Origin of the sequence: Streptomyces sp. SDr-06 (assembly GCF_003324565.1) — a bacterium.
In the GTDB taxonomy this organism is placed as follows: Bacteria; Actinomycetota; Actinomycetes; order Streptomycetales; family Streptomycetaceae; genus Streptomyces.
Map to the genome: position 1 here is coordinate 338,494 of NZ_QOLA01000005.1, position 26,210 is coordinate 364,703.

Below are 26,210 nucleotides of genomic sequence, written 5' to 3' on the forward strand. Positions count from 1 at the left end.
CGGTCTCGATGGGGGTAGCGACTACCAGCGGTAGTGCGCGAAGGCCTTGTTGGACTCGGCCATCTTGTGGGTGTCCTCACGCTTCTTGACCGCAGCGCCGAGGCCGTTGGAGGCGTCGAGCAGCTCGTTCATGAGGCGTTCGGTCATGGTCTTCTCACGGCGGGCGCGGGAGTAGCCCACGAGCCAGCGCAGTGCGAGGGTCGACTGACGGCCGGGCTTGACCTCAACCGGAACCTGGTAGGTCGCGCCACCGACACGGCGGGACTTGACCTCGAGGGACGGCTTGACGTTCTCCAGCGCGCGCTTCAGCGTGATGACCGGGTCGTTGCCGGTCTTCTCGCGGAGACCCTCCATGGCGCCGTAGACAATGCGCTCGGCGGTGGAGCGCTTGCCGTCCAGCAGGATCTTGTTGATCAGCGAGGTGACAAGAGGAGAGCTGTAGACCGGGTCGATGATGACCGGGCGCTTCGGGGCGGGGCCCTTACGAGGCATTCTTACTTCTCCTTCTTGGCGCCGTAGCGGCTGCGAGCCTGCTTACGGTTCTTGACGCCCTGCGTGTCGAGGGAACCGCGGATGATCTTGTAACGAACACCCGGCAGGTCCTTCACACGGCCACCGCGCACGAGCACGATGGAGTGCTCCTGCAGGTTGTGACCCTCACCCGGGATGTAGGCCGTGACCTCGATGCCGGAGGTCAGACGCACACGCGCGACCTTACGGAGGGCCGAGTTCGGCTTCTTCGGGGTGGTCGTGAACACACGCGTGCAGACGCCACGACGCTGGGGCGAACCCTCGAGCGCGGGCGTCTTGTTCTTCTCGACCTTGTCCTGCCGGCCCTTCCGGACCAGCTGCTGGATCGTAGGCACTACTTCTCCGGTTTCTGTGTGCCGTAGTAAAACTAACCTGGAACACGCCTCCGACCCACGCGGTCGGGTGTGTCGAATACTGCAGACCCCCGCCCGAGGGCAGGAGAAGCGCAGATTGCGGTGGCCGGTCTAGGAGCTCGCCCTGCGGACGTAGGCACGCAGCGGAGCCCAGGCACACCCCAGGCACAAGGTCTGAGCGTACCTACCTCATCGACTTGGGTCAAAACAAATGCCGTCCACCCTGACACGCCGGTGAGCAGCCCCTCGGTCGGGCCGCCGGGATCGCGGGTCCGCCGAGGGGAAACCGCTCAGCTGCTCGCCGAGACATCGCGCCGCCGCGGGCGGGCACCCTCGGAGCGCGCCCCGCTCACCGCGATGATCATCTCCGTCATCTCGACGAACTGGCGGCGGTGGCTGTCCGGGATGCCCAGGAGTTCGGCCGCCTCCGCCGGCGTGAGGCGGCCGAGGCCGCCACCCTTGCCGCCCGGCCGGCCGCCGTCCGGCAGGGGCAGGTCCTCGGCCGTCACCCGGCCCGACTCGATCAGCATGTCCCGGAGTCCCACCCCCAGAACCCGCGCGAGAGCGCGCATGGTCTCCAGGTCGGGCAGGCTCTGCCGCTGCAGCAGCCGGGTCACCGCGGCCCGGTGGACGCCCGCGTCCTCCGCAAGGCGGGACCGCCCGCCGCCCCGCGGGCTGTCGATGTCGTATCCGCGCTCGCGCATCAGGTCCTCGACCCAGCCCGCAAACCGCTCCATATCCGAGCTTTTCTCGCCCATAGCACGCTCCCTCCGCAACAACGCCGACCCTACCGTCCGTTCGCGCGCGCAATGACCAGCATGAAGTGCGTGTCCGCAACTAGCCACCCCGTCAGGCAAAGAGGCGGTATACGCAGCGCAAACAGGGCGACGCAAGGCCACTCACCGTCGACTTCCCGGCACCGAGAGCGAAGCTTTGTTGCGGACGCGCGCGCAATATCGCTAGGGTTGATTGCGCAACCGCAACATGAGGGAGTCCGCAACCCCTCCTGCTTCCCGAGAGGGACCCCACCCATGCCCGCACCCGTGCTCGTCCGCGCCCCCTCGTCCAGAGGTGCCCACCCCGCCGCCCGGCACTCCGGGGACTGGCGCACCCACGCCGCCTGCATCGGCCTGCCCGACCGTGCGGTCTTCGCCGGCGATCCGGAGGCCGCCCTGCCCGCCCTGCGCGCCTGCGACATCTGTCCCGTACGCCGCTCCTGCCTGGAGGCCGTCGCCCCGCGCCGGAGCTGGTTCGACGGCGTCAGCGGCGGACGTCTGTGGCGCAACGGGCGGCCGGTCAGGATCCCGGACGACCGCTCCGGGGCCGGGCGCCCCGGAGCGACGCCCGCCAGTTCCGCACCCGGCCGGGATCGGGACGGCAGGACCCCGGCCCCCCTCTCCCCCGACCGGCATCGCGAAGCCCCCGCCCTCTTCGGCCCCGGCCGGGAGCGTGAGGCCTCCTCCGCCTCCGGTCCCGCCCCGCACCGCAAGGTCCCCTCCCCCTCTCGTTCCGACCGTCCGCAGAAGCCGCAGCCATGAGCACAGGAGCAGCAGTCATGAGCAATCGTCCCGACCCGGCCGCCGTCTGGCTGGGCGTCCTGCTCCGCCAGTTCCCCGAACTGCACCAAGAGCTCGCGCCCAGCCGGGGCGCCCGTCCGCCCGGCACCGGGCACTCGGGGCGGCCCACCGCGCCGGGCGCCCCGATACGCCTGTTCGTCTCCGACACCATCCGCGACATCACCGACGGTGTGGTGGAGCTGGAGGAAGCGGTCCGCGAGAAGCTGCGCCTGCCGCGCCCGCCGCGCGGCACGGTCGAGCAGCGCCTCGCCCGGCTGATCGGGCTCCTCGACCAGGTCGCCGCCCACCCGGTCCTGGCCGAGCACGTACGCGGCGAGGCCCGGCGGATGGCCCGCCGCTGCTCGCTGGCGCTGGGCGACACCGAGAGTCCGGTCCGCGTGGGCGGCCGCTGCCCGCACTGCGACTCCGTGTCCCTGCGCGTCTTCCCGCACCGCGAGACCGCGCTGTGTGTCAACCCGGGCTGCCGCTGTGCGGATACGGAGTGCGGCTGCCTTACGGACGTGGCGCACCGGCACTCCTGGCCCCGCGCCGCCTGGCACCGCCTCGCGGAGGCGACGAACGGCGACCTGTCCGAGCTGACGGCGGCTCAGGAGGCGCCGGACCACTCGGCCGAGGGCACGTCCCGCTCGGCGCGCGGGACGGAGCGGCTCCCGCTCGCCCCGGGTCGCTCGGCGCGAGGGGTCTCCCGGTGACGGCGGCGAGTGCGACCCGTACGCCTCGTACGACCACGCGTTACGCGGTGGCCGCGGCGCTCGTCACGACGGCCATGGCGGCCGAGGAGGCCGCGGTCGCCCCGGACACCATCCGCAAGTGGGTCCAGCTCGGGCACATCGCGCCGGCGGGCCGCAGCGGCCGCAGCCACCTCTTCCACCTGGCGGACGTCTTCGCCGCGGAGCGCGCGACGCGCCGGGCCCACGAACTCCGCCCCTGATCGCCTCTGCATGCGAGTGCCCCGCGGCCACAACGGCCGCGGGGCACTCGTATGCACGTCGGCGGGCGGACCGTCAGCGGACCCGGGGCGAACCATTGCGGCCGGTCTGGCCGCGCACGTCCCACGCGGGCACCTGGTAGACCTGCGCGTCGGCCGGGGCGTCGCCCTCCAGGGTGGCCATGGCCTCCTGCCAGCCGGTGACGAATCCGTTGAGCTCCGCGTCCCCCATGGCCCGCTCCGCCACCTTGCCGACGACGGCGGTGAGCGCGCGGGCGACCTCGGGAGTGAAGGATCCGGCGGTGGCGGAGTCGGCGGCCACCTCCACGCTGGCGATCACGACGTCCGAGACGCGCTCGCTGTACACACTCACCGCGCGCCCCCTCCGCACCCCACGACCTGCTCGCTCATGCCACCCCCAGGTGCTCTTTGCCGGTCCATATGCCCTTCCGTGCCCCTGCCTGAGATCTGTCACGAGATGCCCCAGAGTGCGGCCACAACCACCAACCTAACCCGAGGAACTGACACTGTGTTCCCTGAGGGCCACACCTCTGAACCCCCGGCGCCCGGGGGTTGTGACAGCCTTCGCGCCAGAGCCTCGTAATTGCGAGCCAGAAACACCAAGTTGCGAGCCCGCGCGATCTCGTTCACAATAAGTGCAGCGGCGGAGCTGTGCCCCCAACGGGGCCACGGCGTCCGCCGCTTCGCGTTGAGCGCCCGGTGCGTACGGGCCGCACGGCAGCCCGCTCTCCCGCCCTCCGCGCTGCCCACCGCGGACCGGACGCACCGGCCGTTCGACGCGCACCCCGGCCGCCCCGGCGGTCGGCCGGACGAACCGCTCCCCCTCCCCTCCCATCGAAAGGAGGCCCGGTTGAACGAGGCCCTGCTCGCGTTCCCCGATGTGGAACGCCTGATCGTCGACCGCCTCAAGTACCGGCCCGAGCTGGCCGGGGTGACGGTCGACAACCGCCCGCCCGTCCCCTTCGACGGTACGCAGCAGGCGGTGCTGGTCTCCCGGACCGGCGGCGCCTGGGTCGACGACCTCCATCTCGACCAGCCGCTCGTCGAGCTGGAGGTTTACGGACCGACCAAGACGACGGCGCACACCGTGTCGCTGTCGGTCCGCGCGGCACTCCTCCAGCTGCGCGGCACCACGTACGGAACGGCCGTCGTCACCGACGTCGTCGAGACCGAAGCGGTGCGCTGGCTGCCGGACTACAACCGGCCGACCGGCAACCGCTACCTCACGACGGTGCGCCTGTCGCTCCGCCCGTCCTGACCACCCTTCCTCCACCAGGTCCTCGCCGAATCCGGCGGGGCCTTTCGCATGCCCCGAACGAACGTCCCGAACGACGTCCCGCACCAACAAGGAGAACCGCATGTCCGGAATGAACCCGAGCGAGATCCGCGTGGCCGGCACCGGCCGCATCTTCCTCGCCAAGGTCGGCACCGACGCCCCCGCCGACACCACGACCGAGTGGGGCCCCGCCTGGCACGACCTGGGCTACACCAGCACCGACGGCGTGAAGTTCGGCCGCAAGGGCAAGACCGCCAACATCGACACCTGGCAGTCCCTGACCCCGGCCCGCACGATCTACACCGAGCGCGAGCTCACCCTGAAGTTCGGCATGCTCCAGCTCAACGAGGACACCCTGCCGTTCTTCTTCGGCGGCGGCGAGGTCGTGGAGACCGCCCCGAACTCGGGCCTCTACAAGTACGAGATCCACAGCGACCAGGGCGAGGACGAGCGCGCGCTGGGCGTCGAGTTCAGCGACGGCACCGAGGTGCGCTACCGCTTCGTGGTGCCGCGCGGCCTGGTGACCGTCTCTGACGACGTCGACCTCAACCGCAAGGGCGCGGTCAAGCTGGGCGTCACCTTCACCGCGATGGCCGCGAAGGCGGACGCGCCGCTGGCGACGTGGCTGATGAAGGACAAGGCGTACGCGACGAAGTAGCGCGTACGGAGCGGGAGTTGGCCCACGCCCGCCTTGGGAGCGGCCCCCCCTTTGTTCCACCGGGGGCGGAAGGCCCGTCCCCACTGCCCCACCGGGGCGGAAGGCATCCGTCCCCCTGTCCCGCCGGGGACGGAAGGGGCTTGGTCCTCCCTGTCCCCCTTCGGGGGCGGAAGTCGGCTCGCGAGCGTCGGCCCCGCCCCCTCTCGTACCACCTGAATCGGCGCCGCCCCGCCCTCCCCTGCCCGGGGCGGCGCCCCCACTCCCACCCTGAGGAGCAGCACCATGACCGGATTCGATGTCAACGCGGCCCGCGCCCAGCGGCTTGAGGCCCACGGGGCCGCCTGGTCCTTCCAGTTGGACGGCGACACCTTCGAACTCCCCACCGAGATCGGCCACCGCACGGCGCGTGCCCTGCGCGCCCTCGACGACAGCGACGTCGACGGGCTGCTCGGACTGCTCCTGGGCGAGGCGCAGTTCAAGCGGTTCCTGGAGCACGACATCACGATGCAGGACATCGCGGCGATCCTGGAGGCGTACGGCAAGGAGACCGGGCTCGGCCTGGGGGAAGACTGAGCCTCGACGCGTTCGTCGAAGAACACGCCGAGGCTCTTGAGGCCGATCTGCTGCGCCACTACGGCGTGGATTTGCTGGACTGGCACCGCGGCGCGGTGTCCTCCCGCCGCCTCGCCGTCTTGGTCAAGCACCTGCCGCGCGACAGCGCGGTCAACCGCGACCTGCACGGCGAGGCGGTGGAGTGGGACGCGTCCACCCACCTTCTGGCGGCGACGGTGGACCACTTGGCGGTGGCCAACTGGATGACGGCGACGATCAATTCGGGCGAGGACGCGGAGCCTTTGGAATATCCGGAGGCGGTGCCGCGGCCGGGCCCGCCCGAGAGCTCGGCCGTCCAGCCCCAACACGGCGATGAGCCGCGTGAATCCGAGCTGCCCGATCCCGAGCAGCTTGCGCGGTTTTTCTCCTGATCACCCGGCACGGCGCACCCGGTCAAATGAGGTACAACACACCAAACGGCAAAACCATGACGTTTATGGCGAGCAGCAACAAGAACCCATTTCTCAGATCTCCACGAGCCTGGGACCTGCCACCGAAGAGCTCCATTTCCGTGCGCGCCCTGCTGTGCGGCGCCCTGGGGTCGTAAATGATCCGCACCTCTTCGCCGTCGTATGACATGCGCCCGTCCGCCAAAGGACTCCGGTACGAAGTCCGGTTTCCGTCGAGTGTCGTAAATTTAAAGAATTCTGCCACGCGCCCCTCATCATAGGAGGCACCCGTACATACGGCTGGAACCGTCACGCCCGATTTGCGGAGTCGACGCTCCGTGAGCAACGGACGCACCCCGAACGGAATGACGTATATAGCGGTCGGCAGGAGCATGAGGAACGCATAAATAAGCCACAGAGAATTCTGATACATCCATCCGGGCACAACCCCTCCAAGATCACACAGTTCGCAAAATCAAGGCAAAGTACCACACGGACGACAAAAAGATCAAGAAGTTCATCGACGTCGAACCGATGAGGTGAAGAATGGCCATCGATCCAGGACCTCTGGTACCCGACTATTTCGTCAAGAAATTTGAGGACACCGAGAAGGAGCACAGCACATACAACAAGAAGATCAATGACGTCAGCTTCGCGGTCAACGGCCTCGGCCTGACGGTGAACGGCTGGGCCAACACCATCAGTGCACTGAGTTCAAGCGTTGAGGGGGTGAAGGTTGGGCTGGGCGCCCTAGCCCTCGGCTTCACCCCTGTGAAGATTGACGGCGCGCTGCTGAAGGTGGACGAGAAGGGGATCGTCTTCGCCGGGAAGCAGAAATGGACCTGGCCCCATGCCAGGGATGATAAACAGAAGCAGGAAGCTGCGGACAAGCGGGCAACCAAGATCCACGGAAAGCTCAACAAGTCCGGAGAGAACGCGCAAAGCAGCGTGGCTGCGGCCCGACTTGACCCTCGCGACACCGAAAAGGTGAGGAAAGCGAGGGAGGATGTCGCAGCGTTCCGTACCGCGTACTACAACGCGCGGCCTGAAATACAACGGGCCCAACGAATGCGGGACGAGGCGAAGGCGGCAGAAGACGCCACCAAGCGGGCCCGGGAAAGAGTCCAACAAGACACGCGAGCGATCGGCCAGACCGTTCAGAGCCTGGGACGGCAGATCGCAACTCTTGAAAGCGAGCTGGTCGGGCACTGATTAAAGCCCGCTCCAGCCCTCCGGACATCGCGAGAGAGCCGATCGGAATAAGACATGTCACTAGTCCAATCCCTAACCCGAGCCTCCAGCTCCCTAAAGGGATTCAAAACAGGAATAGACGGCGCCGGCCGCTCCGCCGGGGCGCTCGGCAGGCAGGCCGGGGCGGCCCAGGCCGGGGTGGGGCGGATCAAGGGGGCCGCTCAGCAGTCCGCCAAGGAGCTCAAGGGGATGAAGACCGCCGCCGACCAGGCGGCGAAGTCCGTCGGGAAGGTCGGCAAGGACGCCGGGACCGGCGGGGTCTCCATGGGGAAGCTCCAGGGCGGCCTCAAGAAGGCCGACGGGGGGTTCAAGGGGCTCAACAAGGCCATGAAGGGCAACGTCATCGGGATGCTGCTCGAACTCTTCGCCCCGCTGATCGAGAAGGTCGTCGCCATGGCGACCAAGTCGAAGGCGATGCAGAAGATCATGAAGGTGGCCTTCGACGTGATCGGCAAGGTGGTCGACACCGTCATGAAGGCGATCGGGCCCCTCATGAAGAGCACCGGGAAGATCATTTCGAGCGTCTGGAACGGGATCAAGGGGGCGATCCTGCCCATCGCGCTGTGGATCGCCAGCTTCATCCCCGGCGCGTTCGACACCGTCAAGAACGCCCTGTCGAGCGCCTGGGGCGGGCTCTCCCGGTTCGCGGGCGGGGTGTTCGACGGGATCCTGTCGGCGGTGAAGTCGCCGCTCAACATGGTCATCGGGCTCATCAACTCCGCCATCGGCGCCCTCAACGGCATCCACGTCTCGATCCCCGGCTGGGTCCCGCTCGTCGGCGGCAAGACCTTCGGCGTGAACATCCCGCGCATCCCGATGCTCGCGGAGGGCGGCATCGTCGCTCCGCGCAGCGGAGGCGTGCCCGCGATCGTGGCCGAGGCGGGCGAGGCGGAGGCGGTCCTGCCGCTGTCCCGACTCGACCGCCTGCTGAGCCGTACCGCGGCCCGTGCCGCTGCCGCCCCGGTCGGGTCCAACGGCCACGGCGACGGGTTCCACATCGAGAACTACTACGCCACCCAGAACACCGACCCCCAGGACACCGCCCGTGCCCTGCTCTTCCTCGCCAAGGCGCGCGGATGAGCCGGCCAACGCCTCCGCGTTCCCGAAGGGAGGACCGCCATGGCCGCGGCCCAGCCGCATCCGCTCGCCAACTCCAGCGGCGCCTTCCGTAGCTTCGGCGGATCGGCGGGCCAGGCCGCCCGGGCCGCCGCAAGCGCCACGACCGGTCTCACCGGTGCGGCCCGCGCCGTCGACCGGATCAGGGCCTCCGCCGCGCAGACCGGGAAGATCCTCAAGCAGTTCGCGACCGGAGCCGATGCCGCCGGTCGCGCGGTGGGCGCGCTGGGGCGGCAGGCACCCGGGGCCCACACCGGCGTCCTGAAGGTGAAGTCCGGCGCCCGGGGCGCCACCCGCGAACTCAAGAACCTGAAGCGGAACTCCGACCTCAGCGCCAAGTCCCTCGGCATCGTGGGCAAGGGGTCCGGCGCGCTCGGCAAGGTCGCCACGATCCTCGGCGGCAATCTGAAGATCGCCGGTGCGGTGATGACCACGGTGAACCTGGTCATGAAGGCCAACCCCTGGGTCCTGGTCGTCACCCTGCTGGCCCCCTTCGCGGAACAGCTCATCGAGTTCGCGCTCGACTCCGAGCTCGGGCGGCAGATCATGGAGACGGTGTTCGCCGACGTCGGGGGCCTCATCGAGACCGCCCTGACCTACGTCGCCCCCGTCATCACCGGCTATCTGACCGTCGTCCTCGGGTTCTGGAAAGGCCTGGCCCAGGTCCTGAAGCCCGCCGTCGGCTGGATCACCAAGTCCCTTCCCGGCGGCTTCCGTTCCGTCAACTCCGCGATGGAGAGGGCCCTGCACGGCATGGGCGGCTTCCTGGAGAGCGGCTTCCAGATGGCCGTCGGCGTCATCAAGGGCCCCATCAACGGGCTCATCGCCTTCGCCAACTGGGTCATCGACGGCCTCAACAAGCTGAGCTTCGACTTCCTCGGCAAGCACTTCGGCGTCGACCTCGACAAGATCCCGATGCTCGCCGCGGGCGGGGTCGTCACACCCCGTACCGAAGGCGTTCCGGTGATCCTCGCCGAGGCGGGCGAGGCCGAGGTCGTGCTGCCGCTGTCCAGGCTCGACACGCTGCTCGCCCGCACCGCCGAAGCGGCCCGCACCGGGCGGACCGGCGCCCGGGCGCCCCGCATCGAGCACTACCACGAGCCCGAGGGCCGCGGCTCGTACGGCATCGCCGAGGAACTGCTCTTCCTGGCGCACACGACGTAACCGAGAAGGTGAGGGCCAACCACGCATGCCCCCAATACAGTTGACCACCACGACCGAACCCCCCGGCTCACTGATCACCCGCGACGGGCAGATCCAGTGGGCCGGGCTTCTTTTCGGGCCCGGCACCGACTACGAGATAGCCGACAGCGGTCTCACCGGCTGGTCCGACCTGCCCGGCCTCGACAGCGGCGACGTCCTGCGCCCCGACCAGCACGGCGCCTGGCCCGGCGCCCAGTGGTCGCAGCCCCGTACCGTCACCGCGTCCGTATGGCTGCTGCCCGACCAGCGGGAACAGGCGGCCGCCGTGGCGCAGCGGTTCCGCGCCGCGACCTCGGTGCACTCCGGTGAGCAGTGGCTCGCGGTACGGCTGCACGGCGAGACGCTGGCCGTGCGGGCCCGGATCAGCCAGCGGTCCATTCCGCACGACCGCATGTACGTCACCCGGGGGGCCGCCAAGGCCGCCGTGCAGTGGGTCTGCGCCGACCCGCGCCGCTTCTCCCTCGACGTGCTGTCCGCGCGCACCGGGCTTCCGCTGCCCGAGACGGGTCTGACCTGGGAGCGGCCGCCCGCCCAGGTTCCCGACCCCAACCAGCCCCCGCCGAAGCCCGACGAGGAAACTCGGCCGGGAACCGGTACCGCACCGGTCCTCGCGCCCGCCGCGGGGCCGCGGACACCCGACCCCGCGTCCGGTCTCGCCTGGCCGCTCGGCTGGGGCACGGCCCGGTCCACCGGACTCATCACCGCGTTCAACAGCGGCGACGCCCCGGCCAACCCGGTGATCGAGTTCCGCGGCCCGGTCCGCAAGCCGTCGCTGACCCGGCTCGCCGACGGTCTGCGCCTGGAGTACGACATCGCGCTGGCCGCGTCCGACGTGCTCACCGTCGACACCGGCGCGGGCACCGTGCTGCTCAACGGCACCGCCTCGCGCATCCACACGGCCTCGGCCTGGTCCACGCCCGAGCAGCTCTTCCAGCTGGAGCCGGGCCAGAGCACGTTCGGCTTCCGCTGCGCGGCGGGCTCGGCCGCCCCCGCCGGGCCCCAGCCGTCGGCGACGGTCACCTGGCGCAACGCCCACTGGTAGACCGCCCGCACCTCAACTCCCGTACACCACCAAGGAGATCGCATGAACATCGGCAGTGCCTGGCTGCTCAACAGCACCGACGGCAACGGCGGTCAGTCCCGGCTCGACACCCGGCTGGCCCCGATCGGCACCATGGCCCCCGACGGCCCGCTCGCCACCCGGAGCGGCGTGATCCCCGGCTCGCCCGAGGGCCAGTTCCTCATGTCCGGTCTGTACGTCTTCGGCGAGACGGCGGGCATGAGCGCGCTCGTCGCGCCGGGCCGGGCCGTGATCCAGGGCCGGGCCGGCGCGGGCGCCTACCCCGTCTACATCGCCGAGTACACGAGCCTCACCTTCCTGGACGGCGACCCGGGCCTGCCGCGCGTCGACCTCGTCGTGGTGCGGGTGTACGACGACGTGGGCAAGACCGCCGCCGTTCTCGAAGTCGTCCAGGGCGACTACGCCGCCTCGCCCGTCGCCCCCAAAGTGCCGGAGGCGGCCCTCGCGCTCGCCGAGGTGAAGGTGCCGGCCGGGGCCTCGGCGGGCAGCGGCGGCATCGACTGGGCCACCGCCGTGAAGGACCTGCGTCGCCCCACCGCGTCCGTCGGCGGCATCATCCCCGCGGGCGGCCCCGCCTACCGCGGCTCCTACCCCGGCCAGTACCGCGACAACGGCGGCAGCCTGGAGCGCTGGAACGGCACGGAGTGGCGGCCCTACCCGGAGCCGCGCCCGGGCTGGCAGGACTACACCCCGGCCTGGGGCCAGGCCACCGCCGGCGCCCCGGTCCCGAAGATCGGCAACGGTTCGCTGTGGGGCCGGTACATCAAGGACGGCCCGATCGTTCACTTCCAGGCCGCTCTCGCCATCGGGTCGACCAGCACCTGGGGAGGCCCCGGCAGGAACGGCAACTGGTACCTGACGCTCCCGGTCCGCCCGGCGGGTCCGCGCGGCCTGACCGTCAACTTCCGCGCCCGCACCGGCGGCGACCCCGGCGGCTACTTCTACGGCGGCGCCGAGACGAGCACCGCCTACCACCCCAACGGCGTGGCCCGTAACTGGTCCACCATCCAGCCCAGCGGCAAGGCCACCGGCGTCTGGGTCGACGCCGACGACCCGATGCCGCCGGTGCCCGGCAGCTGGTACGAGGTGTGGGGCACCTACGAGGTCGCCCCGTGAACCGGGTGATGCCGACGGGCGAGGTCACCTACCGCGCCCTGTTCTGCGACCTGCGCACCGACCGGGTCATCGACGCGCTGCCGCTCACCGAGGTCGAGTTCGACGACTTCATCGGCAAGCCGGGGCAGCTGCGCGCCACCGTGCCGCTGCCCGACCCGGCGCTCGCGCGGCGAGCCCGCGAGGCGCTCCGGCCCGGCCGCACCGCGGTCTGGCTGGAGCGCGGCTCCGACATCTGGTGGGGCGGCATCCTGTGGACCTGCACACCGGCCGGCGACGAGCGCGGCCGTCTGGAGGTGCAGATCCAGGCGGGCACCTTCGGCTCCTACCTCGACCACCGCATCCTCTCCGGCGACCTGGCCTTCCCAGCACCCGGCACCGACCAGTTCGACATCGCCCGCGCGCTGGTGCGGCACGTCCAGGAGCAGCCCGGCGGCGACATCGGGATCGTCCTCGACGACGACCTGTCGGGCGTGCTCGGCACCCATGCCTATGCCCGCACCGACCTCGCCCGGGTCGGCGAGCTGATCGACGCGCTCGCCGCACTCCAGTACGGCTTCGAGTGGCGCGTCCAGTGCTACCGCGACTCCGAGACCGGCGCCCGGGTCAAAAAGCTCCAGCTGGGCCACCCGAAGATCCGTACCGGCTCGGTGCCGATCGTCCTGGACCGGCCGGGGCCGGTGCTCACCTACAGCCTGCCGACAGACTCGACCGTGCAGGCCAACGTGTGGCTGGCCCGAGGCGAGACGGCGAACAACAACAACGCCGCGGCCTCGCTCCCCCAGCTGGCCGACCCCGCCATCGCCGCCGACGACCTGGAGGCGGGGTGGCCCCGGCTCGAAGGTTCCTCGGACCACAGCGGGGTCTCGGACAAGGCCGTCCTGGACAGCCTGGCCCGGGCCGAACTGGCCCGGGCCAGGCGCCCGCAGGTGATCCCCGAGGTCACCATCCGCGTCGACGGCCGCATTACCCCCGCCCTCATCGGCTCGTCGGTGCTGCTGCGCATCCGCGACGGCTGGCACCAGGACGGCACCGACCCGCGCCACCGGGTCGTCGGCCTGACCGTGACACCGCCAGGGCGCGGTCGCGGCGAGACCGCCAAGCTCTATCTGGAACCGGAGGACGCCTGATGGCCGCGATCCCCACCGATCTCCTGGACCGCATCCGCGGACTGGAGCGCCAGGTCCGCGCCCTGATGGGCAGCGCCAACACCCGGCCCGCCATGGACCGGATCAGCGGCGGCAACGTCGTCATCAGCGACGGCGGGCAGCTCGCGGTGCGCAACCGCGACGAGCAGAAGGGCGCCGAGCTCCTCTACATCGGCCAGGTCGCACCGGCCCGGCCCGGCGGCGAGGAGCAGCAGGGCTTCTTCGTGCGGCGCGACGACGGTTCCAAGGCTCTCACCGTGCACGCCGACGCCCCCGATCTCCAGCCCAACCAGTCGGTGAAGGTCTTCGACCGCAAGGGCAACGCGCTGTTCGCCGACGACACCGGCGGCGAGGGCCTGGCCCGCCCCTACATCCCGTATCCGCTGCCCACCCCGGAGGACACCGGCCGCTGGGAGGCCACCTCGGCCGCCGAGTGGACCACCCTCTACAACGGCAACGCCATCGCCCAACACCCGTACCTGTACTGCCTGATCGCGGCGACGCCGGGAGGCGAGGTCCGGCTGCTCGTCAACGGCGTCCAGGTCGGGCCGAGCGCCACGGGAACGCTGGAGTTCACCGCGCCGATCGGCGCCGCGTACGACAGCCCCGTCACCTTCCTGGTGCAGGCCCGGGCCGGGGCGCCCGGCGCGACCGTCCGCTGTTCGCCCCGCGCGCTGTACGGCGTCAAGTCCTGACGCCGCGACCGTCCCCCTCTCCTGACCCCCAGTTCTAGGAGCCCCTCCGTGTTGCCCTCCACCATTCCCACGGTGACCGTCACCGCCCGCTACCTCACCCCGGCGGGCCTCGCCCTGAGCGGCACGGTCACCTTCAGCGCCCCCACCCTGCTCACGCACACCGCGAGCGATGTCATCCTGGGCGGCCCGATCGTCGCCCAGCTCGACACCGACGGCCGGATCAAGGCGGTCCTGCCGGCCACCGACGCGCCGGGCATGAATCCGGTCACGTGGCAGTACACGGTGACCGAGCAGCTCTCCGGCCTGTCCGCCAACCGCACGTACAGCATCGTGCTCCCGGCCGCCCAGACCGTCGTCGACCTGGCCGACCTCGCGCCCGCCGATCCGCGGGCCCCGGAGTACGTGGCCGTGCCCGGGCCGCCGGGACCCGCCGGTGCGCAGGGCCCGGCGGGACCCGCGGGCGCGCCCGGCGCCGTGCGGTCCGTGAACGGCAAGGGCACCGCCGACATCGTGCTCACGCCCACCGACGTGCAGGCCGTGCCCGCTGCCTCGGTCGGCGCCGCGAACGGAGTGGCCGCGCTCGACGCGGCCGGCCGGGTGCCCGTCACCCAGCTGCCGCCCGGCACGGTCGACCCGGTGTCGTCGGTCAACGGCAGGAAGGGCGCGGTCGTCCTGAGCGCGGCCGACGTCAACGCACTGGACCAGGCCGCCGGAGATCTGCGCTACGTGCGCCCCGAGGGCATTCCGGTGCAGTCGGTCAACGACCGCACCGGCAAGGTCGTCCTGGACGCCGTCGCGGTCGGCGCCGCCCCGCTGGGCTCGGCGGTCCTGCTGAGCGGGGCGCAGAGCATCGACGGTGCCAAGACGTTCACCGCCGTGCCCTCCTCGGCGGCCCCGCCCACCGCCCCGGCCCATCTGGCGCGCAAGGAGTACGTCGACGCGGTCGCCACCCCGGGCAGCTGGGCCCCCGGCGACCTCGGCTTCAAGGCCTGGGGCTTCGACCCGGCCACGACGTCGGGCAACCGCTCGCAGTACTGCGGGGCGGGCTCCGTCTACCTCATGGGCATCCGCCTCAACACCCCGGCCACCGTGAGCAGCGTCGCCTTCTACTGCACCGGCTACGTCGGCGGCACTCTCAGCGAGGCGACGTACGCGGGTCTGTACGACGCGAACGGCACCCGCGTGGGTGTCACCGGCTCCCTCAAGGACGTCATCAAGGACGGCGCCACCGCCGTGTGCCCGCTGACCAAGGCCTACGACGCCCCGGCCGGCACCTACTGGGTGGCGCTCCTGATCAACGGCCCCACCGAGGCGGGCAAGGGTCCCGCGTTCGCGATGGCGGCGGGCGCCGGTGAGCGGCCGGCGGGCTCGGCCCGGATGCCGAACGCCTTCGCCCGCTACGGCCGGCTGCCCGCCACCGGCCAGGCCACGCTGCCCACCAGCTTCTCCCCCAAGTCCGTGGTCACCGACACCAACGCGCTCTGGGCCGCCGTCGCCTGACCGGCCCCCGCACCCCGAAGGCTCCCCCGGGTCCCGCCCGGGGGGCCTTCGTCCGTCCCCACCCGAGAGGAACCGCATGTCAACTCCGCTGTCCGCAGAGGCTTTTGTGAGTGCCCTGCGCGCCGAAGGCGTCAGTGTCGTCGAGATCGACGGCTGGCGCGAGCACAACCGCAACCACAAGGGCGCCTGGGGCCCGGTCAACGGCGTGATCGTCCACCACACCGTGAGCAGCGGCACCGACGCCTCCGTACGCCTGTGCTACGACGGCTACGACGAACTGCCGGGCCCACTGTGCCACGGCGTCATCGCCAAGGACGGCACCGTCCACCTGGTCGGCAACGGCCGCGCCAACCACGCCGGGGGCGGCGACCCGGCCGTGCTGGACGCCGTCATCGCCGAGAACTACGGGGACCGGCCCCCGGCCACCCGGCAGCACGAGGGCAGCTCGGGCGCGGTCGACGGCAACGCCCGCTTCTACGGCTTCGAGTGCGTCAACCTCGGCGACGGCTCGGACCCTTGGCCGGCCGCCCAGCTCGACGCGATCGAGCGGGTCTCGGCCGCGCTCTGCCGGGCCCACGGCTGGTCCGCGAAGAGCGTGATCGGCCATCTGGAGTGGTCGGACTGGAAGAGCGACCCGCGCGGCTTCGCCATGGCGTCCCTGCGCGCGCGCATCGCCGCCCGGCTCGCCGGAAAGCCCGTCTCCGACAGCTCCGCCGCGTTCACCGCGGCCCAGAACGCCACCGGCCCGCGGCGCTTCCAGCCGTTCCCCGGCGCCGAGTTCTTCACCGCGGGCCGGGACTCGCCGGTGATCACCGCGATGGGTCGACGGCTGGTGGCCGAGGGCTGCTCGGCCTACAGCGAGGGCCCCGGCCCGCGCTGGAGCGCCACCGACCGCGCCTCGTACGCCCTGTGGCAGCGCCGGCTCGGCTTCGACGGCGTGGACGCCGACGGCGTACCGGGCCGCAGCTCCTGGGACGCCCTCAAGGTCCCGTACACCGTCTGACCGCCCCGGCTCCGGGCGCGGTACACCGCTCCCGGGGCCGGCCCCATCTCCGCGCCAGAAAAGAGAAACCCATGTCCGAAGCCGCCAAGCACGCCCTGCGGACCGTCCTGCAGACCGCCGTCGCCCTCGCGCTCGCGCTGCCCGCCCTCGTGGACGCCTCCGGCATCCCCGCGGGTCTCCCCTGGGTCGCCGGCGCACTGGCCGTGGCCGGCGGGCTGTCCCGCGTCATGGCGCTGCCCGCCGTCCAGAGCCTGTTGCCCGGATGGCTGCGTACCGGGCCCCAGCACACGGGTGCCGCCGATGACCGAGGCTGACCCGGGTGACCCGGTCGCGGTCGCCCTGGAGCTGGAGCGGCTGCGCGGCACCCTGGAGGCCGGGTTCGCCCGGGTCGATGGGGCGCTCGCCCTGCTCGTCCAGCGCAGCGACCAGACCGACCGCCAACTCGCCGACCACGAGAGCCGGTTGGACGCGCTGGAGCGGGCCCGCTGGCCGGTGGCGAGCATCGCCGCACTCACCGCGGTGACCGGCACCGCGCTGGGCCTGTGGCAGCTGGCCGCCCGCTGAAAACCCCGAAGGGCGCCCACCCCGCGCAAGCGGAGTGGGCGCCCCTCGGGGGACGTACGCCTTACTGGTTGTACGGACCGTAGTCGTAGTCCTCCAGCGGAACGGCCTGGCCGGAGCCCGTGCCGAACGGCGAGTAGTCGATGTCGTCGTAGCCGACGGCCGAGTACATCGCGGCCTTGGCCTCTTCGGTCGGCTCGACCCGGATGTTGCGGTAGCGGGACAGACCCGTACCGGCCGGGATGAGCTTACCGATGATGACGTTCTCCTTGAGGCCGATGAGGCTGTCGGACTTGGCGTTGATCGCCGCATCCGTCAGGACTCGGGTCGTCTCCTGGAAGGAGGCGGCCGACAGCCAGGATTCCGTCGCCAGCGAGGCCTTGGTGATACCCATCAGCTGCGGACGGCCGGAGGCGGGGTGACCGCCCTCGGTGACCACACGACGGTTCTCGGTCTCGAACTTCGAGCGCTCGACGAGCTCGCCCGGCAGCAGCTCCGCGTCGCCGGACTCGATGATCGTCACGCGGCGCAGCATCTGCCGGATGATGATCTCGATGTGCTTGTCGTGGATCGACACGCCCTGCGAGTTGTAGACCTTCTGGACTTCGCCGACCAGGTGGACCTGGACCGCACGCTGACCGAGGATCCGCAGCACGTCGTGCGGGTTGGTGGCACCGACGGTGAGCTTCTGGCCCACCTCGACCGCGTCGCCCTCGCCGACCAGCAGACGGGCACGCTTGGAGATCGGGAACGCCGTCTCCTCGCTGCCGTCGTCCGGGGTGACGACGATCTTCTTGGTCTTCTCGGTCTCCTCGATCCGGACGCGGCCCTTGGCCTCCGAGATCGGCGCGACACCCTTGGGCGTACGGGCCTCGAAGAGCTCGACGACACGCGGCAGACCCTGCGTGATGTCGTCACCGGCCACACCACCGGTGTGGAAGGTACGCATCGTCAGCTGGGTACCGGGCTCACCGATGGACTGGGCGGCGATGATGCCGACCGCCTCACCGATGTCGACCAGCTTGCCGGTGGCGAGCGAGCGTCCGTAGCAGAAGGCACAGGTGCCGACCGCGGACTCACAGGTCAGGACCGAGCGGGTCTTGACCTCCTCGACACCCGCGCCCACGAGGGCGTCGATGAGCACGTCACCGAGGTCCACGTTGGCCGGCGCGATGACCTTGCCGTCGACGACGACGTCCTCGGCGAGCATGCGGGCGTAGACGGAGGTCTCGACGTCCTCGGTCTTGCGCAGCACGCCGTCGGCGCCCCGCTCCGCGATCTTGAGCTTGAGGCCGCGGTCGGTGCCGCAGTCCTCCTCGCGGATGATGACGTCCTGCGAGACGTCCACCAGACGACGGGTCAGGTAACCCGAGTCGGCGGTACGCAGGGCGGTGTCGGCGAGACCCTTACGGGCACCGTGGGTCGAGATGAAGTACTCGAGCACGGTCAGGCCCTCGCGGAACGAGGCCTTGATCGGACGCGGGATGGTCTCGTTCTTCGCGTTCGACACCAGACCACGCATACCGGCGATCTGACGCATCTGCATCATGTTTCCTCGGGCACCCGAGTCAACCATCATGAAGATGGGGTTCGTCTTGGGGAAGTTCGCGTTCATCGCCTCGGCAACCTCGTTGGTCGCCTTGGTCCAGATCGCGATGAGCTCCTGCGTGCGCTCGTCCTTGGTGATCAGACCGCGCTCGTACTGCTTCTGGACCTTCTCGTCCTGCGCCTCGTAGCCCGCGACGATCGCCTTCTTGGCCTCGGGGACCACGACGTCGGAGATGGCCACGGTGACACCGGAACGGGTCGCCCAGTAGAAGCCGGCCGCCTTCAGGTTGTCGAGCGTCGCCGCCACGATGACCTTGGGGTAGCGCTCGGCGAGGTCGTTGACGATCTCGGAGAGCTGCTTCTTGCCCACCGAGTAGTCGACGAACGGGTAGTCCTCGGGCAGCAGCTCGTTGAAGAGCGCGCGGCCCAGGGACGTACGCAGCCGGAACGAGTCGCCCTGCTGCCAGGTCGTCTCGCCGTCCTCGTCGAGCGGCGGGGTCCAGCCACGCGGCGGGACGGTGCCGATCGGGAAGCGGATGTCGACCTTCGCCTGGAGCGAGAGCTCCCGGGCGTCGAACGCCATGATCGCCTCGGCGGTCGAGTTGAAGGAACGCCCGGCGCCCTTCACCTCGCGCTCCTCTTCGTCCGTGGTGAGGAAGAAGAGGCCGAGCACCATGTCCTGGGTCGGCATGGTGACGGGACGACCGTCGGCCGGCTTCAGGATGTTGTTCGAGGACAGCATCAGGATGCGGGCCTCGGCCTGCGCCTCCGCGGAGAGCGGCAGGTGGACGGCCATCTGGTCACCGTCGAAGTCCGCGTTGAACGCGGTGCAGACGAGCGGGTGGATCTGGATGGCCTTGCCCTCGACCAGCTGGGGCTCGAAGGCCTGGATGCCGAGGCGGTGCAGCGTGGGCGCACGGTTCAGCAGGACCGGGTGCTCGGCGATGACCTCTTCGAGGACGTCGTACACGACCGTGCGGCCGCGCTCGACCATCCGCTTGGCGCTCTTGATGTTCTGCGCGTGGTTCAGGTCGACCAGGCGCTTCATCACGAACGGCTTGAAGAGCTCCAGCGCCATGGCCTTCGGCAGACCGCACTGGTGCAGCTTCAGCTGCGGACCGACGACGATGACGGAACGCGCGGAGTAGTCCACACGCTTGCCGAGCAGGTTCTGACGGAATCGACCCTGCTTGCCCTTGAGCATGTCGGACAGCGACTTCAGCGGACGGTTGCCGGGGCCCGTGACCGGGCGACCACGACGGCCGTTGTCGAAGAGCGCGTCGACGGCCTCCTGAAGCATGCGCTTCTCGTTGTTCACGATGATCTCGGGCGCACCGAGGTCGAGGAGTCGCTTGAGGCGGTTGTTGCGGTTGATCACGCGGCGGTACAGGTCGTTCAGGTCGGAGGTCGCGAAGCGGCCACCGTCCAGCTGCACCATCGGACGCAGGTCCGGCGGGATGACCGGCACGCAGTCCAGCACCATGCCCTTGGGGCTGTTGCTGGTCTGCAGGAACGCGGAGACGACCTTGAGGCGCTTGAGCGCACGGGTCTTCTTCTGGCCCTTGCCGGTGCGGATGATCTCGCGGAGGCGCTCGGCCTCCTCGTCGAGGTCGAAGGTCTCCAGGCGCTTCTGCAGGGCAGCGGCACCCATCGAGCCGTCGAAGTACGTGCCGAAACGGTCACGCAGCTCGCGGTAGAGCAGCTCGTCGCCCTCGAGGTCCTGGACCTTGAGGTTCTTGAAGCGGCTCCACACCTCGTCGAGACGGTCGATCTCGCGCTGCGAACGGTCGCGCAGCTGCTTCATCTCGCGCTCGGCACCCTCGCGCACCTTGCGGCGCACATCGGCCTTGGCACCCTCGGCCTCGAGCTCGGCGAGGTCCGTCTCGAGCTTCTTGGCGCGGGCTTCGAGGTCCGAGTCGCGACGGTTCTCGATCTGCTGACGCTCGACGGAGACGTGCGCCTCCAGCGACGGCAGGTCGCGCGTACGGCGCTCCTCGTCCACGAACGTGATCATGTACGCGGCGAAGTAGATGACCTTCTCGAGGTCCTTCGGCGCGAGGTCGAGCAGGTAGCCAAGACGCGACGGAACGCCCTTGAAGTACCAGATGTGGGTCACGGGAGCGGCAAGCTCGATGTGGCCCATCCGCTCGCGGCGCACCTTGGCACGCGTGACCTCTACGCCACAGCGCTCACAGATGATGCCCTTGAAGCGGACGCGCTTGTACTTGCCGCAGTAGCACTCCCAGTCCCGGGTCGGACCGAAGATCTTCTCGCAGAAGAGTCCGTCCTTTTCGGGCTTGAGGGTGCGGTAGTTGATGGTCTCCGGCTTCTTGACCTCACCGTGGGACCACTGACGGATGTCGTCAGCGGTGGCGAGGCCGATCCGCAGCTCGTCGAAGAAGTTGACGTCGAGCACTTGTCGTCAATCCCTCTTTCGGGGTCGATTCTTCAAGATGGTCTGAGGGGGGTCCGGGGACGTAGGGGGCTCTTGTCGAGCCCCCTACAGACCCGTCAGACCTCTTCGACGCTGCTCGGCTCGCGCCGGGACAGGTCGATACCGAGCTCCTCCGCAGCGCGGAAGACGTCCTCGTCCGTGTCGCGCATCTCGATGGACATGCCGTCCGAGGACAGCACCTCCACGTTGAGGCAGAGCGACTGCATTTCCTTGATGAGCACCTTGAAGGACTCGGGAATGCCGGGCTCAGGAATGTTCTCGCCCTTGACGATGGCCTCGTAGACCTTCACACGGCCGGTCACGTCGTCGGACTTGATGGTCAGCAGCTCCTGGAGGGCGTACGCGGCGCCGTATGCCTCCAGCGCCCACACCTCCATCTCACCGAAGCGCTGGCCACCGAACTGGGCCTTACCACCCAGCGGCTGCTGGGTGATCATCGAGTACGGACCGGTCGAGCGGGCGTGCAGCTTGTCGTCGACCAGGTGGTGCAGCTTCAGGATGTACATGTACCCGACCGAGATCGGGTCCGGGAACGGCTCACCGGAGCGGCCGTCGAAGAGCTGCGCCTTGCCGGACGGGCGGACCAGGCGGTCGCCGTCGCGGTTGGGGATCGTGGCCTCGAAGAGACCGGAGATCTCGTCCTCGCGGGCGCCGTCGAAGACCGGGGTCGCGACGTTGGTACCGGCGGCGACCTGGTCGGCGCCGATGGCCTGCAGACGCTTGGCCCAGTCGTCGGCCAGACCGGAGACGTCCCAGCCGCGGCTGGCGAGCCAGCCGAGGTGGATCTCCAGGACCTGTCCCGGGTTCATTCGGGACGGGACACCGAGCGGGTTGAGGATGATGTCGACCGGGGTCCCGTCCTCGAGGAACGGCATGTCCTCGATGGGCAGGATCTTGGAGATGACACCCTTGTTGCCGTGACGGCCGGCGAGCTTGTCACCGTCCGTGATCTTGCGCTTCTGCGCCACGTAGACGCGAACCAGCTGGTTCACACCCGGCGGCAGCTCGTCGCCCTCTTCACGGTCGAAGACGCGGACGCCGATGACCTTGCCGGTCTCGCCGTGCGGCACCTTCAGGGAGGTGTCACGGACCTCGCGGGCCTTCTCACCGAAGATCGCGCGGAGCAGGCGCTCCTCCGGCGTCAGCTCGGTCTCACCCTTGGGCGTGACCTTGCCGACGAGGATGTCGCCGGCGACGACCTCGGCACCGATACGGATGATGCCGCGCTCGTCGAGGTCGGCGAGGACCTCCTCGGAGACGTTCGGGATGTCCCGGGTGATCTCCTCCGGGCCGAGCTTGGTGTCACGGGCGTCGACCTCGTGCTCCTCGATGTGGATCGAGGAGAGGACGTCGTCCTGCACGAGGCGCTGCGACAGGATGATCGCGTCCTCGTAGTTGTGACCCTCCCACGGCATGAACGCCACGAGCAGGTTCTTGCCCAGCGCCATCTCACCCTGCTGGGTGGCGGGACCGTCGGCCAGGACCTGGCCCTCGATCACGCGGGCGCCCTCGTCGACGACAACCTTCTGGTTGACCGAGGTGCCCTGGTTGGAGCGGGAGAACTTGGCGATCCGGTACGTGGTGTACGTGCCGTCGTCGTTGGCGACGGTGATGTAGTCCGCGGAGACCTCCTGGACGACACCCGCCTTCTCCGCCTTGATGACGTCACCGGCGTCGACCGCGCAGCGGTACTCCATGCCGGTGCCGACGAGCGGCGCCTCGGACGTGATCAGCGGCACGGCCTGACGCATCATGTTCGCGCCCATGAGGGCACGGTTGGCGTCGTCGTGCTCGAGGAACGGGATCATGGCGGTCGCGACCGACACCATCTGGCGCGGCGAGACGTCCATGTAGTCGACCTCGGTGCCGGGCACGTAGTCGACCTCGCCACCACGGCGGCGGACCAGCACGCGCGGCTCGGTGAACCGCATCTCGTCGTTGAGCGCGGCGTTGGCCTGCGCGATGACGAAGCGGTCCTCCTCGTCGGCGGTGACGTAGTCGACCTCGTCGGTGACCTGGCCGTCGACGACCTTGCGGTACGGCGTCTCGATGAAGCCGAACGCGTTGACCCGGCCGTACGAGGCGAGCGAACCGATCAGACCGATGTTCGGGCCTTCGGGCGTCTCGATCGGGCACATGCGGCCGTAGTGCGACGGGTGCACGTCACGGACCTCGAAGCCGGCCCGCTCACGCGAGAGACCACCCGGGCCGAGCGCCGACAGACGGCGCTTGTGGGTGAGACCCGACAGCGGGTTGTTCTGGTCCATGAACTGCGACAGCTGGCTGGTGCCGAAGAACTCCTTGATAGAGGCGACGACCGGCCGGATGTTGATCAGGGTCTGCGGCGTGATCGCCTCGACGTCCTGGGTGGTCATGCGCTCACGCACGACGCGCTCCATACGAGCCAGACCCGTACGGACCTGGTTCTGGATGAGCTCGCCGACGTTGCGCAGACGACGGTTGCCGAAGTGGTCGATGTCGTCGGTCTCGACGACGATGTTCCGACCCGACTCGCCGACCGTCTCGGTCTCACCGGCGTGCAGCTTGACCAGGTACTTGATGGTCGCGATGACGTCGTCGGTGGTGAGCACGCCGGCGTCCAGCGGCTCGTCCGCGCCGAGCTTCTTGTTCACCTTGTAGCGGCCGACCTTCGCGAGGTCGTAGCGCTTCGGGTTGAAGTAGAGGTTCTCGAGCAGCGTCTGAGCGGCCTCGCGCGTCGGCGGCTCGCCCGGACGCAGCTTGCGGTAGATGTCGAGCAGCGCGTCGTCCTGGCCCTGGGTGTGGTCCTTCTCCAGGGTGGCGCGCATCGACTCGTACTCACCGAACTCCTCGAGGATCTGCTCGGTGGTCCAACCGAGAGCCTTCAGGAGAACGGTGACGGACTGCTTGCGCTTGCGGTCGATGCGGACACCGACCATGTCGCGCTTGTCGATCTCCATCTCGAGCCAGGCACCCCGGGACGGGATGATCTTGGCCGTGAAGATGTCCTTGTCGGACGTCTTGTCGATGTTGGAGTCGAAGTAGACACCCGGCGAGCGGACCAGCTGCGACACGACGACACGCTCGGTGCCGTTGATGACGAAGGTGCCCTTGTTGGTCATGAGCGGGAAGTCGCCCATGAAGACCGTCTGGGACTTGATCTCGCCGGTCTCGTTGTTGGTGAACTCGGCGGTGACGAAGAGCGGGGCCGCGAACGTGAAGTCGCGCTCCTTGCACTCGTCGATCGAGTTCTTCGGCGGCTCGAAGCGGTGGTCGCGGAAGGTCAGCGACATCGACCCGGAGAAGTCCTCGATCGGGGAGATCTCTTCGAAGATCTCCTCCAGACCGGACTTCGTGGGGACGTCCTGTCCACTCTCGAGAGCGGCCTCGACCCGAGACTTCCAAGCGGCATTGCCGAGCAGCCAGTCAAAGCTCTCGGTCTGCAGCGCAAGAAGGTTCGGAACCTCGAGGGGCTCCTTGATCTTTGCAAAGGAGATGCGCAGCGGGGCGGTGCTGGCGCCGTTGTTCGTATTGGCGGTCGAGGCGTTGCGCGAGGCGGCCAAGAGGGGGTCCTTCCGAGGGCTCGGACTCACTACGCGCGTACCGGTCCCACGTGGGCACAGAGAGAGACGTTTCTGATTCGGCCGGAAAAGCCAGGTCAGGGCGGTTCAATCCGAGGTGCTCAAGCGAGGGCATGCCCCTGGTGACGGGCAGGGGACAGCTAACAGGCAGCGCAAAGGGACAGTGTAGCCACTCGGCACACTGATGTCCAGGGCGGATTTTTCGAGACCCGCATTGCTCTTCTCAAGTACCTCGGTACCTCGGTCAGCCGTGCGCCGCGCAGACGCAGATTAGTACTGCCCTCTTCGCCGTCGATCCATGCCTCGGATCCGGATCGTTGTGACGACGCGTCCTGAGAATTGCGCGCTGCGTGCGGTTCGTCAAGACCCCTCCGCTCCCCGGAGATCGCCGCGGGAGCCGTTGCGGGGCGTACGCCTGCGTCCTCGCCGAGCAGACGGCGAAGATCACCATACTCCCCGACGAGCCGCGTGCAAGGCAGGCGTCACGGGTACGCCGAAGGGCGACCACCCGGATGGGTGATCGCCCTTGGCGGTGTCCGGCGGCGCGCGGGCGCGCCTGCGGGACGGTGCGGGTCAGGGACCCGCGAGGTGTTACTTGACCGTGACGGAGGCGCCGGCGGCCTTGAGGGACTCGGCAGCCTTGTCAGCGGCCTCCTTGGCGACCTTCTCGAGGACCGGCTTCGGGGTGCCGTCGACGAGGTCCTTGGCCTCCTTCAGACCCAGGGAGGTCAGCTCGCGCACGACCTTGATGACCTGGATCTTCTTCTCGCCGGCACCCTCGAGGATGACGTCGAACTCGTCCTGCTCCTCGACGGCCTCGGCGGCCGGGCCACCGGCGGCGGGGCCGGCAACGGCGACGGCCGCGGCGGCGGTGACGTCGAACTTCTCCTCGAAGGCCTTCACGAACTCGGAGAGCTCGATGAGGGTCATCTCCTCGAACTGGGCGAGCAGGTCTTCCTGGCTGAGCTTCGCCATGATGGGCGATCCTTCCACTAATTCGGCGGGTGCCGGATGTACATGTAGGCGGGCGTACGTTCGGCCCGCTGCGACCGCGCCCCTAGTGGGCCGCGATCAATGCGCGAGCCGAGTTACTCGGCACCGCCCTGCTCGGCGAGCTTGACGCGAAGCGCTTCCGCGGTGCGGACGAACTTCGACGGCAGCGCCTGGAGGAGCGAGGCAGTCTGGGACTGCTTGCCCTTGAACGCGCCGGCCAGCTTGCTGAGCAGAACCTCGCGGGACTCGAGGTCCGCAAGCTTCTTGATCTCATCGGCGGACAGCGCCTTGCCATCAAGGACACCGCCCTTGATGATCAGGTTCGGGTTCTCCTTGGCGAAGTCACGAAGACCCTTCGCCGACTCCACCGGGTCACCGGTGATGAAGGCAACCGCCGTCGGACCGTTGAACTGGTCGTCGAGCGAGGTGATCCCGGCCTCGTTGGCCGCAATCTTGGTCAGCGTGTTCTTCACCACGGCGTACTGGGCGTTCTCACCGAGCGAACGACGCAGCATCTTGAGCTGCGCCACGGTGAGACCCCGGTACTCGGTCAGCACGGCGGCGTTCGAGCTGCGGAACTGGTCCGCGAGCTCGGCTACCGCGGCAGCCTTGTCGGGCCTTGCCATAGAGCGTCGGCC

27 protein-coding genes are annotated in these 26,210 nt (G+C 69.4%); 18 read left to right on the forward strand and 9 right to left on the reverse strand.

The window, feature by feature from the left end; all coding sequences use genetic code 11:
- Positions 1 to 21: 21 nt before the first annotated feature.
- The 3 genes from rpsG to DT019_RS14590 all read right to left on the reverse strand — a co-directional run bounded on the left by rpsG (position 22) and on the right by DT019_RS14590 (position 1,642).
- Positions 22 to 492 carry a 30S ribosomal protein S7 gene (gene rpsG, locus DT019_RS14580; protein WP_053731192.1) on the reverse strand — a complete coding sequence of 157 codons (471 nt, stop codon included), beginning with the start codon at positions 490 to 492 and terminating at the stop codon, positions 22 to 24.
- A 2-nt stretch (positions 493 to 494) separates the two neighbouring features.
- Positions 495 to 866, reverse strand: a complete 372-nt coding sequence (gene rpsL, locus DT019_RS14585) for a 30S ribosomal protein S12 (protein ID WP_003948652.1) — start codon at positions 864 to 866, stop codon at positions 495 to 497.
- Positions 867 to 1,174: 308 nt separating this feature from the next.
- A complete protein-coding gene (locus DT019_RS14590; protein ID WP_114037193.1) occupies positions 1,175 to 1,642 on the reverse strand; it encodes a helix-turn-helix domain-containing protein in 468 nt (155 codons plus the stop codon).
- A 273-nt stretch (positions 1,643 to 1,915) separates the two neighbouring features.
- On the opposite strand from DT019_RS14590, the gene DT019_RS14595 reads away from it, so the two are divergent.
- The 3 genes from DT019_RS14595 to DT019_RS14605 are packed head-to-tail and all read left to right on the forward strand — an operon-like array spanning position 1,916 to position 3,392.
- A complete protein-coding gene (locus tag DT019_RS14595) occupies positions 1,916 to 2,422 on the forward strand; it encodes a WhiB family transcriptional regulator (protein WP_114037194.1) in 507 nt (168 codons plus the stop codon).
- Positions 2,423 to 2,439: 17 nt separating this feature from the next.
- Positions 2,440 to 3,153 (forward strand): hypothetical protein, encoded by a 714-nt coding sequence (locus DT019_RS14600; RefSeq protein WP_189389523.1) that lies wholly within the window; start codon positions 2,440 to 2,442, stop codon positions 3,151 to 3,153.
- Positions 3,150 to 3,392: a hypothetical protein gene (locus DT019_RS14605; RefSeq protein WP_147267311.1), complete on the forward strand. Its 243-nt coding sequence runs from the start codon at positions 3,150 to 3,152 to the stop codon at positions 3,390 to 3,392. The genes DT019_RS14600 and DT019_RS14605 overlap by 4 nt, the downstream gene beginning before the upstream one ends.
- Before the next feature lie 73 nt (positions 3,393 to 3,465).
- Here DT019_RS14605 and DT019_RS14610 read toward each other — a convergent pair whose 3' ends face one another.
- The gene (locus DT019_RS14610) at positions 3,466 to 3,762 is read right to left on the reverse strand and encodes a hypothetical protein (protein WP_223279494.1); all 297 of its coding nucleotides are present in this window, start codon (positions 3,760 to 3,762) and stop codon (positions 3,466 to 3,468) included.
- 498 nt (positions 3,763 to 4,260) lie between these two features.
- Between DT019_RS14610 and DT019_RS14615 the strand changes: the two genes are divergently transcribed.
- The 4 genes from DT019_RS14615 (at position 4,261) to DT019_RS14630 (ending at position 6,327) form a co-directional block, all read left to right on the forward strand.
- The gene (locus tag DT019_RS14615; RefSeq protein WP_114037197.1) at positions 4,261 to 4,668 is read left to right on the forward strand and encodes a hypothetical protein; all 408 of its coding nucleotides are present in this window, start codon (positions 4,261 to 4,263) and stop codon (positions 4,666 to 4,668) included.
- 100 nt (positions 4,669 to 4,768) lie between these two features.
- Positions 4,769 to 5,344: a phage tail protein gene (locus tag DT019_RS14620; RefSeq protein WP_114037198.1), complete on the forward strand. Its 576-nt coding sequence runs from the start codon at positions 4,769 to 4,771 to the stop codon at positions 5,342 to 5,344.
- A gap of 282 nt (positions 5,345 to 5,626) precedes the next feature.
- Complete coding sequence (locus DT019_RS14625; protein WP_114037199.1) at positions 5,627 to 5,917, forward strand: hypothetical protein; 291 nt, start codon at positions 5,627 to 5,629, stop codon at positions 5,915 to 5,917.
- 65 nt (positions 5,918 to 5,982) lie between these two features.
- Positions 5,983 to 6,327, forward strand: coding sequence for a hypothetical protein (locus DT019_RS14630; RefSeq protein WP_114037200.1), 345 nt, complete (start codon positions 5,983 to 5,985; stop codon positions 6,325 to 6,327).
- 22 nt (positions 6,328 to 6,349) lie between these two features.
- On the opposite strand, the gene DT019_RS41055 is transcribed toward DT019_RS14630, so the two are convergent.
- A complete protein-coding gene (locus tag DT019_RS41055) occupies positions 6,350 to 6,778 on the reverse strand; it encodes a DUF3592 domain-containing protein (protein ID WP_411292709.1) in 429 nt (142 codons plus the stop codon).
- Positions 6,779 to 6,891: 113 nt separating this feature from the next.
- Between DT019_RS41055 and DT019_RS14640 the strand changes: the two genes are divergently transcribed.
- The 11 genes from DT019_RS14640 (at position 6,892) to DT019_RS14690 (ending at position 17,019) form a co-directional block, all read left to right on the forward strand.
- Entirely contained in the window at positions 6,892 to 7,557 is a 666-nt protein-coding gene (locus DT019_RS14640) for a hypothetical protein (protein ID WP_114037202.1), read from the forward strand.
- 54 nt (positions 7,558 to 7,611) lie between these two features.
- Positions 7,612 to 8,676, forward strand: a complete 1,065-nt coding sequence (locus DT019_RS14645; RefSeq protein ID WP_114037203.1) for a phage tail protein — start codon at positions 7,612 to 7,614, stop codon at positions 8,674 to 8,676.
- Positions 8,677 to 8,715: 39 nt separating this feature from the next.
- A complete protein-coding gene (locus DT019_RS14650; RefSeq protein ID WP_114037204.1) occupies positions 8,716 to 9,876 on the forward strand; it encodes a hypothetical protein in 1,161 nt (386 codons plus the stop codon).
- A 25-nt stretch (positions 9,877 to 9,901) separates the two neighbouring features.
- A complete protein-coding gene (locus DT019_RS14655; RefSeq protein ID WP_114037205.1) occupies positions 9,902 to 10,957 on the forward strand; it encodes a phage distal tail protein in 1,056 nt (351 codons plus the stop codon).
- A gap of 42 nt (positions 10,958 to 10,999) precedes the next feature.
- Positions 11,000 to 12,112: a hypothetical protein gene (locus tag DT019_RS14660; RefSeq protein WP_114037206.1), complete on the forward strand. Its 1,113-nt coding sequence runs from the start codon at positions 11,000 to 11,002 to the stop codon at positions 12,110 to 12,112.
- A gap of 8 nt (positions 12,113 to 12,120) precedes the next feature.
- Entirely contained in the window at positions 12,121 to 13,239 is a 1,119-nt protein-coding gene (locus DT019_RS14665; protein WP_114037276.1) for a hypothetical protein, read from the forward strand.
- A complete protein-coding gene (locus tag DT019_RS14670; RefSeq protein ID WP_114037207.1) occupies positions 13,239 to 13,952 on the forward strand; it encodes a hypothetical protein in 714 nt (237 codons plus the stop codon). The genes DT019_RS14665 and DT019_RS14670 overlap by 1 nt, the downstream gene beginning before the upstream one ends.
- A 48-nt stretch (positions 13,953 to 14,000) precedes the next feature.
- Positions 14,001 to 15,452 (forward strand): phage tail protein, encoded by a 1,452-nt coding sequence (locus DT019_RS14675; RefSeq protein ID WP_114037208.1) that lies wholly within the window; start codon positions 14,001 to 14,003, stop codon positions 15,450 to 15,452.
- Positions 15,453 to 15,528: 76 nt separating this feature from the next.
- Positions 15,529 to 16,455, forward strand: coding sequence for a peptidoglycan-binding protein (locus DT019_RS14680; RefSeq protein WP_114037209.1), 927 nt, complete (start codon positions 15,529 to 15,531; stop codon positions 16,453 to 16,455).
- 71 nt (positions 16,456 to 16,526) lie between these two features.
- Positions 16,527 to 16,769 carry a hypothetical protein gene (locus DT019_RS14685; RefSeq protein ID WP_114037210.1) on the forward strand — a complete coding sequence of 81 codons (243 nt, stop codon included), beginning with the start codon at positions 16,527 to 16,529 and terminating at the stop codon, positions 16,767 to 16,769.
- Positions 16,756 to 17,019: a hypothetical protein gene (locus DT019_RS14690; RefSeq protein WP_114037277.1), complete on the forward strand. Its 264-nt coding sequence runs from the start codon at positions 16,756 to 16,758 to the stop codon at positions 17,017 to 17,019. Before DT019_RS14685 ends, DT019_RS14690 begins: the two co-directional genes overlap by 14 nt.
- 61 nt (positions 17,020 to 17,080) lie before the next feature.
- Here DT019_RS14690 and DT019_RS14695 read toward each other — a convergent pair whose 3' ends face one another.
- From DT019_RS14695 to rplJ, 4 genes are all read right to left on the reverse strand, one after another.
- A complete protein-coding gene (locus DT019_RS14695; RefSeq protein WP_114037211.1) occupies positions 17,081 to 20,980 on the reverse strand; it encodes a DNA-directed RNA polymerase subunit beta' in 3,900 nt (1,299 codons plus the stop codon).
- Between the two features lie 95 nt (positions 20,981 to 21,075).
- Complete coding sequence (gene rpoB, locus DT019_RS14700) at positions 21,076 to 24,561, reverse strand: DNA-directed RNA polymerase subunit beta (RefSeq protein WP_114037212.1); 3,486 nt, start codon at positions 24,559 to 24,561, stop codon at positions 21,076 to 21,078.
- Positions 24,562 to 25,170: 609 nt separating this feature from the next.
- Positions 25,171 to 25,554 carry a 50S ribosomal protein L7/L12 gene (gene rplL, locus DT019_RS14710; protein WP_114037213.1) on the reverse strand — a complete coding sequence of 128 codons (384 nt, stop codon included), beginning with the start codon at positions 25,552 to 25,554 and terminating at the stop codon, positions 25,171 to 25,173.
- A gap of 113 nt (positions 25,555 to 25,667) precedes the next feature.
- Positions 25,668 to 26,198, reverse strand: coding sequence for a 50S ribosomal protein L10 (gene rplJ, locus DT019_RS14715; RefSeq protein WP_114037214.1), 531 nt, complete (start codon positions 26,196 to 26,198; stop codon positions 25,668 to 25,670).
- Positions 26,199 to 26,210: the final 12 nt, after the last annotated feature.